Origin of the sequence: Streptomyces durbertensis (assembly GCF_014156695.1) — a bacterium.
In the GTDB taxonomy this organism is placed as follows: Bacteria; Actinomycetota; Actinomycetes; order Streptomycetales; family Streptomycetaceae; genus Streptomyces; species Streptomyces durbertensis.
This window is the reverse complement of sequence record NZ_WMLF01000186.1, coordinates 1-10,145: the sequence shown is the minus strand read 5'-3', so window position 1 is coordinate 10,145 and position 10,145 is coordinate 1. Positions and strand designations below refer to the sequence as shown.

At 70.0% G+C, this 10,145-nt stretch carries 8 protein-coding genes; 5 read left to right on the top strand and 3 right to left on the bottom strand.

Annotated elements, in window-relative coordinates:
* On the bottom strand, window positions 1-826 hold an 826-nt coding region (gene map / locus GL263_RS14230), incomplete at its 3' end, for a type I methionyl aminopeptidase (protein ID WP_182856066.1).
* Window positions 827-1,048: 222 nt separating this feature from the next.
* On the opposite strand from map, the gene GL263_RS14225 reads away from it, so the two are divergent.
* From GL263_RS14225 to GL263_RS14215, 3 genes are all read left to right on the top strand, one after another.
* Window positions 1,049-1,585: a Uma2 family endonuclease gene (locus GL263_RS14225; protein WP_438947956.1), complete on the top strand. Its 537-nt coding sequence runs from the start codon at window positions 1,049-1,051 to the stop codon at window positions 1,583-1,585.
* A gap of 68 nt (window positions 1,586-1,653) precedes the next feature.
* Window positions 1,654-4,848, top strand: a complete 3,195-nt coding sequence (locus GL263_RS14220) for an NACHT domain-containing protein (RefSeq protein ID WP_182856063.1) — start codon at window positions 1,654-1,656, stop codon at window positions 4,846-4,848.
* A gap of 164 nt (window positions 4,849-5,012) precedes the next feature.
* A complete protein-coding gene (locus tag GL263_RS14215; protein WP_182856062.1) occupies window positions 5,013-6,011 on the top strand; it encodes a helix-turn-helix domain-containing protein in 999 nt (332 codons plus the stop codon).
* A 36-nt stretch (window positions 6,012-6,047) separates the two neighbouring features.
* Here the strand turns inward: GL263_RS14215 and GL263_RS14210 are convergent, their stop codons facing one another.
* Window positions 6,048-6,716, bottom strand: a complete 669-nt coding sequence (locus tag GL263_RS14210; protein WP_182856061.1) for a hypothetical protein — start codon at window positions 6,714-6,716, stop codon at window positions 6,048-6,050.
* Between the two features lie 243 nt (window positions 6,717-6,959).
* Here GL263_RS14210 and GL263_RS14205 point away from each other — a divergent pair, with 243 nt between their 5' ends.
* Window positions 6,960-7,502 (top strand): DUF1707 SHOCT-like domain-containing protein, encoded by a 543-nt coding sequence (locus tag GL263_RS14205; RefSeq protein ID WP_182856060.1) that lies wholly within the window; start codon window positions 6,960-6,962, stop codon window positions 7,500-7,502.
* A gap of 141 nt (window positions 7,503-7,643) precedes the next feature.
* A complete protein-coding gene (locus tag GL263_RS14200; RefSeq protein ID WP_182856059.1) occupies window positions 7,644-7,934 on the top strand; it encodes a DUF6191 domain-containing protein in 291 nt (96 codons plus the stop codon).
* Window positions 7,935-8,024: 90 nt separating this feature from the next.
* On the opposite strand, the gene GL263_RS14195 is transcribed toward GL263_RS14200, so the two are convergent.
* Window positions 8,025-9,962, bottom strand: a complete 1,938-nt coding sequence (locus GL263_RS14195) for a stealth family protein (RefSeq protein ID WP_323379390.1) — start codon at window positions 9,960-9,962, stop codon at window positions 8,025-8,027.
* Window positions 9,963-10,145 lie beyond the last annotated feature (183 nt).

Genomic DNA, 10,145 nt, shown 5'->3' with positions numbered 1-10,145 from the left:
GGTCGGGGGCGGCTTCGACGCCGTACTCGGCGAGCTTGGCCTTGCCGCCGTCCGGGGCGGTGAGGACAAGCGGGCCCTGCTCGGTGAGGGCGACGGAGTGCTCCCAGTGGCTGGACCACGAGTAGTCGTCCGTCTTCACCGTCCAGTCGTCCTCCAGCACGTGCGTCTTCGCCGTGCCGAGGCTCACCATCGGCTCGATCGCCAGGCAGATGCCGGGCACCAGCTTCGGGCCCTTGCCGCGCCGCCGGTCCACGTAGTTCAGCAGGTGCGGGTCCATGTGCATCTGGCTGCCGATTCCGTGGCCGCCGTAGTCCTCGATGATCCCGTAGCGACCGGAGGACGGGCGCGGCTGCCGCCGGATGTAGCCCTCGATCGCCTTGGAGATGTCGACCAGCCGGTTGCCCTTGCGCATCGCGGCGATGCCGGCCCACATGGACTCCTCGGTGACCCGGCTCAGCTCGACCAGCTCCGGCGAGTGCCCGCCACCGACGAACACCGTCAGCGCCGCGTCGCCGTGCCAGCCGTCGATGATCGCGCCGGCGTCGATGGAGATGATGTCGCCGTCCTTGAGCACGGTCTCCCGGTCCGGGATGCCGTGCACGACGACGTCGTTCACCGAGGTGCAGATGTTGCCGGGGAAGCCGCCGTAGCCGAGGAAGTTCGGCTTGGCGCCGTGGTCGGACAGCACCTTCGCGGCGACCTCGTCCAGATCCTTCGTCGTCGCGCCCGGCACGGCGGCGGCGGCGCACTCCCGGTGCATGGCCGCGACCACCAGCCCCGCCGCGCGCATCTTCGCGATCTGCTCCGGGGTCTTGATCTCCACCATGACGGCTGACGCCTCCAGCTCCGACACCTGTATGTTTCCCGGCGCCGGGCCACACCCGCCGCGCCCCTCAACGATACGGCCCCTCCCTCGAGCCCGGCAGCACCGGGCGATCCTGCCGGATCGCGCTGCGTGGGCCCCTACGCTCAGTCCGGCGGGCTCGGACCCGCCGGGGTGGGCGACGAGAGGTGCGTGATGACCGCCGGTCCGGCAATCCCCACGTGGATGCGCGAGCACGTCACGACAGAGCGGTACGACTCCTGGCCCGAGACGCGGTGCGCGGGGATCGAGATTGTGGACGGCCTGGTCGTGGTGCGCCCCGGGGCGTCCAAGCGCCACAACCGGCTGGCTCGGATTCTGGCCAACGCTCTGGAGGCCGCCGCAAGCCCCGGTTGGAACGCCGACACCAACTTCGACGTCCGTCTCCAGGACGTCCCGCTCACCAACCGTCGCCCGGATGTCGTTGTGTACCGCGCGGACACGATCGACGTCACGCCCACGCGTCCCGAGCATGTGCTGATGATCGTGGAGGTGGTCTCCCCCGGCTCGGAGACCACCGACCGCATCGTGACGACCGACCAGTACGCCAAGGCCGGCATCGCCTTCTACTGGCGCGTCGAGCAGGCCGCGACCGGCGTGCCGCTGGTGTACACGCACGTCCTCGACCCCGCGACCAGGGCCTACCGCGACGGCGACATGTTCACAGGAATCGTGAAGGTCTCGGCGCCGTTCCCGATCGAGGTCGACCTCGGCGAGGTGTAGGTCCACACCCCGGCGGAGCTCGGTGAATCGCCTGCCGGGCCGTTCTGCCACGGCTACGGTGGGTTGTCATGGACGCCGGGGTGGTGGGGGTGCGGCTGGCTTCCAGCGTCGTCGCGCCCCTGGTCAAGCAGTTGTTCGCGCGGGAGAGCGCGGGGGCGGGTCTCGTCGACAGGCCGATCCGGGTGGGCCGGCTGGTCGCGTTCGGGGCGGAGAGGCGGGAGCTGGGCGAACGTGAGGTCCAGAAGATCGCCGCGAAGCTCGTCGAACGCGCCGTCGCCACGCACGGCCCCGGAGAGCGGCCGGTACCGGCGGACGAGGACAGTGCGGTTGCGGATGCTCTCACCCGCACGCTTCTCGCGCTGGGCGACATCGAAATGGACGACGTCCAGGCCGTCGGACTTGGCCACCAGGAGTTCGCCTGTCGGCTGCGGGAGGCGGCCGGGCCCGCCGCGTCGCGCGAGCTGTCCGCCGACGGGGAGCGGTTGTGGGTGGGACTGCTGGATGTCGCCTGCCTGCACATCCTGCACTTCTTCACCCAGCGCTCCACCTTCGTGGCACGCCAGCAGGTCGAGCAGTCCCGCCTCCTCCACACGGTCGTGGACCGTCTCGACTGGCTGCTCGAACGCCTCCCGGCCCCGGCCGTGGAGGACCACCGCTTCGAGCGCCGCTACGCCGACTTCGTCGTCCGGAAACACGGCACGCTGACGATCTACGGGCTCGACCTCCAGCAGGGCCGCGAGTGGCCGCTGGACTCGGCCTATCTGAGCCTGGAGACAACGGCCAGTGTGTCAAGGGACGGGCTGCTGTCCGAAGAGGCACCGCACGGCGCGTCGCACGACGAGAGCCGACAGCCCGCCGAGCGGGCGCTGGCCGGACACGACCGAGTACTGCTGCGCGGCCTCGCCGGCTCCGGCAAGACGACCCTCGTGCAGTGGCTCGCCGTGACCGCCGCACGGCAGGAGCCCACCGCCGAACTCCCGCAGCTCTTCGGACGCGTCCCCTTTGTTCTCCCGCTGCGTACCCTCACCCGGGGCGGTGGAACGCTGCCGCTGCCCCGCGACTTCCTGGCCGCCACGGGCTGCCCGCTCGCCGGCGCCCAGCCGACCGGCTGGGTCGAACGGGTGCTGGCCGCCGGACGCGGTCTGCTGCTGGTCGACGGCATCGACGAGGTCCCGGAGGCGGAACGCGAGGGTACGCGGCGCTGGCTCGCCGACCTCCTCACCGCGTTCCCGGACAGCCTCTGCCTCGTCACCTCCCGGCCGTCGGCCGTCAGCGAGCACTGGCTGGGCGCCCAGCAGTTCACCGAGCTGACGCTCTCGCCGATGAGTCGCGCCGACACCCAGGCCTTCGTCCGCCGCTGGCACACCGCAGCGCAGGCCGGCAAAGAGCTGGAGACGAAACTTCTCGGCGCGATCCGATCCAGGCCCGACCTGGGCCAGCTCTCCACGAATCCCCTGATGTGCGGTCTGATCTGCGCTCTCCACCGCGAGCGGCGCGGCCACCTGCCGCGCGGCCGTAAAGCCCTCTACGACGCCGCCCTCAGCATGCTGCTCTACCGCCGTGACCTCGAACGGGACGTGCCCCTGCGACGGGGCGGCGTCGAGCTGGACGACGAGTCCCAGATCGAGCTGTTGCAGAAGCTCGCCTACTGGCTCATCCGCAACGGCCGCTCGGAGCTCGACCAGACCGACGCCGTCAGGCTCATCGGCCGCGTGCTGCCGGCGATGCCGCACGTCGCCGCACAGGGCGACGCCGCCCAGGTGTTCCGTCACCTGCTGGTCCGCTCCGGCCTGCTCCGCGAACCGGCCCCCGGCGCCGTCGACTTCGTGCACCGCACGTTCCAGGACTATCTCGGCGCACGCGAGGCCGTGGAGGAGTGCGACTTCGACCTCCTGGTGGCGAACGCACACCTCGACCAGTGGGAGGACGTCATCCGCATGGCCGTCGCCCACGCGCGGCCCGACGAACGCGCCCAGCTCCTGGAGAAGCTGCTGGCCCGTGGCGACGCCGACCCCGCGTGCCGCACCCGCCTCCACCTGCTGGCCACCGCGTGCCTGGAACACGCCACGAAGCTGGACCCGGCGATCCGCAGCAGGGTCGAGCGCAGCGCGGCGGCTCTGCTACCTCCTATGACTTTCGAGGAGGCCAAGGGACTAGCCGCCGCAGGCCCGATCGTTCTGGAGCTGCTCCCGGGCCCCGAGGAAATAGTGGACAACAACGACGCCGTGTCAATCATCCACACAGCCGCACAGATCGGTACAGACAACGCGATACCGCTCCTGCTGCGATACATCGACCACCCATGGCCTGGCGTGGCTCACCAACTCGCTGGCCATTGGGACCGTTTCGACACAGACACGTACGCGAAGGAGATCATCGCACCCATCGTTTCGGCCGGCAAAGCGACCGTGGTCGTCCGCTCATTTGCTGAACTCGCCCATATCTCGAGGCTCAACGCTTCACGCGTGAGGCTTCGTGGCGACTTTCACGCTCAGGAGATCAGGGATGCATTGTCCTGCGAGCATCTTGTCGCACTAGAACTGGTTGACAACCACGTCATATCAGACCTCGCCTTTCTCGCTTCCTACCTCCGACTTAACTGGCTCATGCTCACCAACTGCACACGACTCGCAGACCTGGAGGCGATTCGCAGTCTGCCACTGCACCACCTCGGCATGTGGGAGCTTCCCAAGCTCCCGAGCCTGGACAGCACCGGGAGCCTCAGCCAGCTCCGAACCCTGAACCTCGGCAAGGGACTTCCCTGGCAACATGCCGACGTCCTTCCGTCGACCGCCACACTCTCGTCCTTGACGCTGCCGACGGAGGCCGTCGTTCCGCGCCTCACGCGATGGCCTCAGCTCAGATCGCTGCATATCGGCATGCGCACATCCCCGCTAGAGCCAGGCGAATACCGCCACCTCGCAACGGCGCCCGCCCTCGACTACCTGAACATCAGCTGCTCCAGCTTGGAAGGCCTGGGGGCGACAGATCCGTTGCACAACATCCACAGGCTAGGGCTTCGCTGCGACGATCACTCCGACCTGACTCTTGTGCCACGACTCTTCCCCTCGCTCAACCACCTTGAACTGGTGAAGGGCCAACGCAGCGCCACCGAGATCGATCTCGCTCCGCTCGCCGAACTGACACAGTTGGAGAAAATCGCACTCTTCGGGATCACGCGGCCGTCCGGCATTGATGAGCTTCCAGCGAAGGTGGAGGTCCGGCACGTACCTCGAATCCGCAAGCCGGGCTTTCCGAGCTGACACCGGCCTTCTAGGAAGGCGGGAGCGGAGAGTGACCGGTGCCCGCCGCATAGGCTTGTCGGGCGCTCTTGGCCGGTTACGGTGGTTGCTCCGAACGGTCGCCGCCGCAGACCACGGCCCGTCGCTCGGTCCAGGCGGAACCGACGGAGTCGGGAGGGGGAGTCGTGCTGAGTGAGGCGTTGTACTTCGACAGTGACGCGGTGCCGGCTGAGGAGCGGTTCGAGCGGTGGCGGGAGCACATGATGGACTCCCTCTCGCCCATGGACGTGCAGAGCCCTCATCGGGAGGACTTCCGGGCTGAGTTGCGAGTGTTGGAGATGGGGGCGCTGTCGGTGTGGCCGGCGAGCTACCAGGCGCTGACCTTCGACCGGTCCTCGCGGCTGGTAAGGGAGTCGGACCCGGAGACCTGTCACGTCCTGCTGGTCCTCAGCGGCGAGGCGGAGGCGAGCTGGGGTAAGTCCCGCGTTGAGTACGGCCGTTACGATCTGCTCACCACGGTGTCGTCCGCGCCCGCGCGGGTGCGGGCGGAGCCCGCCGACGTGGGTGGGTTGGTGCGGTCGGTGGGGGTTGAGGTGCCCAGGGCCGCCATTCCGCTGCCTGCCGGGCAGGTGGACCGGGTGGTGGGTCGGTGCCTCTCCGGACGCGACGGGCCGGGCGCGCTGCTCGCGCTCACGCTGACCCAGCTGGCCCGGCGGAACTCCGGCTATCGGGCCGCCGACGTGCCGCGCCTTGAGCTGGTGCTCGTCGACCTGCTGACCGCGCTCTTCGCCCACGCGTGTGACGCGGAGAGCGCGCAGCCGGTGGACAACCGCCAACGCGTGCTGCGGCTGCGGATCCGCGCCTTCATCCAGCAGAACCTGGCCGATCCCGAGTTGTGTCCCGCGCTGGTCGCGAGCGCACACCACATATCGGTCCGCTATCTGCACCGGCTGTTCGAGGAGGAGCCGGAGACGGTCGCGGACAGCATCCGCCGTCAGCGTCTGGCGGGGGCCCGTCGGGATCTGTCCGATCCGGCGCTGGTCGCCGTCTCGGTCCAGGACATCGCCGCGCGGTGGGGTTTCCGGCACCACGCGGCGTTCACGAGAGCGTTCCGCAACGCGTTCGGGGCCTCGCCCTCCGAACACCGCCGCGCGGCCCCAGCCCTGGCAGCGGCCAGGGGCTGAGGCCGGCGGCGAAGCGTCAGAGAGCCCGGGCGGTGCCTACCAGCACTTGCCGGACTTCTCGTGCGTGGTCCAGCTGCCGTCCGCCCTGGACATGATCCGCACCTGAAGGTTCTTCTTCTCGATGGGAGAGGCCTTCCACTGGCCGGTGCGGGAGCTGTAGTGGCGGCCGTTGGTGATGCCGTTCCACTTGCGGTACTCGTTGACCGATTCGACGGTCCTGTTGAACCTCCAGCCGCCGGCGCGGCCCAGCGCCGTCGTGCTGTGGCCGACCTCGTGCTTCACGTTCCGCACCTTTGTCCCGGTGCCCTCCCAGGACTTGTGCACGGTGTAGCGGAAGAGGCGGTTGCCGAGCCCGTTGCGGTAGTCCCGCTTGGCCGTCAACCTGCACGAGCCCGCCCTCGCTTGCGCGCTCGGCGTTCCCGTGCCCGTCGCCCGCACTGCCGTGTCCTCGGCGACGACCTCGACCGGTACGGTCAGCGCCAGCTTCGGGTCCCGGTAGGCGTGCCGGGCCGCCGCCTCGGTGAGTCCACCGACATCCATGGCCGCCGCCACGAACTCCTGCTCGCTCATCACGGACTGCACCGCGCTCGGCGCCTTCTCGGCCGTCTCGGCGGCCGGTGCCGCGTACGCGAGCCCGCCCGTGAACGCGGTGGCGAGAGCGATCGCAGTGCCGAGCACAGCCGCGGTCTTCCTGTTCGACTTCATTCGTGTTCTCCCCGTCCTGGAGCGCCGGATGCGGCGAGACCTCCCGTGGTCACCGCGCGGCCGACTCTCGGCTTGTGGCGAGACGGGCCCCGAGGGGGACTTCGGAGCCCGTCTCGTCCCCCGCACTCGAAGATGTCACGGCTCCGCCGGCCACAACTTGATCACCGACGCACACCCTCTTGACCACTCGTGCACCCAGCGCGACGCGTCCGCGTCGCCGGGACGCGCCAGTAGGGTGAGACGATGGCCTCCTTACCGGAAGACCCGTCAGCCCGGATCGGCGAGGACGATCGCGACGCCGTCGTACAGCGCCTGCGGGAGTCCTACGCCGAAGGGCTCCTCCCCCACGAGGAGTTGGATCAGCGCCTCGACCAGGTGCTCGCCGCCAGGACACTCGGCGAACTCGCGTCGGCGACGGCCGCGCTGCCGAAGGAACGGCCGGGCACCATGTCGACGATCACGGCAGCCGGCGGGCGGATCCAGCGACGTGGCGTATGGCGGGTGCCTCGGACTCTCAAGGTCGAGTCCGCGTTCGGAAGGGTGCGCCTGGACCTGTCCCGGGCGGTCTTCGAACACCGGGACGTCGACATCGAGTTGCAGCTCGGCACCGGTGGGGCCAGGATCACGGTCCCTCGGGACGCGGTCGTCGACGTCGAGGGTCTGCACACCGGGTGGAAGGACCTGCGCTACAAGCCACGGCCGCCTTCCGCTTCCGGCGGGCCGAGGATCCGCATCTCCGGGGGGCTCGGGTTCGGCCGCCTGAAGATCCGCCACGCCCGACGCTGAGTCTCCGTCGACGCCTGAGCACGGCACCCGCGGTTGCCACCGCCGCCACAGCCGACGCCACCGACCGGCACTTCCGTGCGGCAGAGCGGTTCCTGCGGCCGCGCCGCTGGGAGAGACTGGCCGATGAGGAGGGGATGCGCTGTGGAGATCGCGGTGTTCATGACACTGCCGGGGCTGGTCATCCTGCTGATCGGGGTGGCCTTTGTCGAACGGGTGCTACTGCCCTTGTGGGGCGGTGACCGCGGCGGTGGTGTCTCGGCGACCGGCTTCGAGACGCTGCACGCGAGTCTTCTCCCCGGCAAGGAGCACGAGTTGCGGCAGCGCGAGACGATGACGCTGCTCCGGGAGGAGGAGGGCGACGGGGCGCCTCCGCACTCCACGGTCGACCTGGGACAGGGCAAGGCGGTCATCCGCCTGCGCGACTCCGCCTGACCACCGTCTGACCACCGAGTGGCCAGGACCTGAGCCCCGCCTGACCACCACCTGTCACCGGCCGTTCGTCCGAGCCGTGCGTCGCGGGCGTCAGCCTCCGGCGTGGTTGGTCCGGTGGGGTGTCGCGGTGCCGCGAGTGGGGCCGTCCAGGGCCTCGGCGTCCGCGCCGCCTGGGAGCGGCGGGCGCGGGGCTTCGGCGGTGTCGTCCTGCCGCTCGTAGGGGCTGGGGAAGGGGAAGTAGGACTGGAGGAAGGGGCGCATGACGGCGAGCTGGGAGGCGAGGTCCGTCTCGTCGGAGACGGTGTCGTTGAGGCAGAAGACCGTCCGGCTCTGCGCCGCCAGCAGCCGCCCTAGGCGGGCGGGCGTGTAGGGGTGCGCCATGTCGAAGTAGTCGTAGTGCAGGCTGCCGGGGACGGCCCGTCCGGTGAGGAACGCGTAGTAGTGGTGCAGTGAGGACGTGACCGAGAGGTCGTTCAGGGCGCGGAAGCGGTTGCCCGCCGTCGTCCGGTGCCGGTCGGCGAACTCCTTCTCGATCTCGTCCAGCACGCTGCGCCGCAGCGCGTGCGGCACGTGCTTCATCTTCTGGGTGATGACCACGCCGAAGCGCTCTTCCAGCACGGCCCTGTTGTTCTTGCCGGCCGCCGCGATCGGCACGTCCTCGGGGGAGGGCGCGTCGAAGGGGATCTGGGCCCGGGAGAGGAAGAAGCGGGTGAGCCCGTTGGGCAGGAAGAAGTCGTGGGGGGTGGTGAGGCGGCCGAAGAAGACGTCGTCGTTGAGGTAGAGGAAGTGCTCGGCGAGGCCGTCGATGTGGTGCAACTGGCTTTCGATGGCGTGCGAGTTGAACGTCGGCAGCAGCGAGCGGTCGGTGAAGATGTCACGGTGGCTGACGACGGTGATACCGGGGTGGGAGTCGTCCAGCCAGTCGGGCGTCTGGTCGTCGGTCACCAGGTAGACGTGGCGGATCCAGGGCGCGTACTGGTGCAGGGAGCGCAGGGAGTAGCGGAGTTCGTCGCGGCTGAGGTAGCGGGCGGCGTTGGCGGCCTCCTCGTGGTAGGCCTCGCCGGCGTACTCGGCGCGCTTGCGCAGCCAGCCGGGGTCGGCGCCGTTGACCCACGTGTAGACGGCGTCGACGGGAAAGGTGATGTCGTCCGGCAGCGGGTGGGCGAACGGCTCGACGGTGCGGACCGGGGCGAGGGGCGGCGCGTCGGCGGGCAGCAGCCGGCTGAAGCGGTTCTGCGGCACCTCGACGCGCGGAGCGTCGGCGGGCAGTGTCTCGGTGCAGCGGTTGCGGCGCGGCGCGACGAGTTCGCCGGTCTCCTCGTCCTTCGTCCAGAACTCCACGGTGCAGCCGTACCGTTCGCCGGCGGCGGCCGCCCCGAACCGGTCGGTGTAGTACCAGCCGAACCGGATCTCCTGGGCCCGGTCGAACCAGCGCCGTGCGGCCGGCGAGTCGTAGGGCACGATGCGTCGGCGCCGGCGTCCACCGCGTCGCCGACGGGGCAGCACCACGTAGCCGGCGGTGGCCTCACACATTCGGGTGAGTGCCCGCAGCGCGCGGCCGCGTTCCGACTCCGGCACGCCCACGGCCGTGCTGGCGCCCTCGATGGTCCGGACGCAGAAGTAGTCCACGCCGGCCTCGACGAGGGTGTCGCACACGAGCCGCAGCGCTTCGGTGTGCGCCTGGAGGGGGCGGGGGTACTCGCGGACCCTGGCCGCCCTCGGCTGCTGCCGGACCAGCACCAGCCGCCGCTCGTCGCCGGAGAACAGATCGGGTGCGCGGCGCCGGGCCCGTTCGGCGCGGAGGACGGCGGCGCGTTCGACGAAGAGCTGGGAGGTGGCCAGGGACCGCTTGAGCGTGGACCGGGCCCCCAGCGAGAGCTTCCCCGCCACGGCCCGCCTGGCCTTGAGCGGCACGACGCGCCGGTAGAGCCGCAGCAGGGGTGCGGCTTCCGGGTTCCGGTGGGCGGGAAGTCCGGGTGCGCCAGGTCGCGGTGCTGTACGGCCGGGCTGCCGAGGGGGAGCGGTCACGGGCCGGGAACTCCTCTCTGCTGGTGCGCGCAGCCTGCTGATGCGCGGGATACGCGAGGGCAAGGACGCCTGGCGGCTACACCTTCCCAGAAAGGCGATGAGATATCCGATTAGATCCCGATCGTACGGTTCATCCGTCGCTTTGAACGTGATCCCGCGTGCGGGCGTGGCGCACGCCCGCAC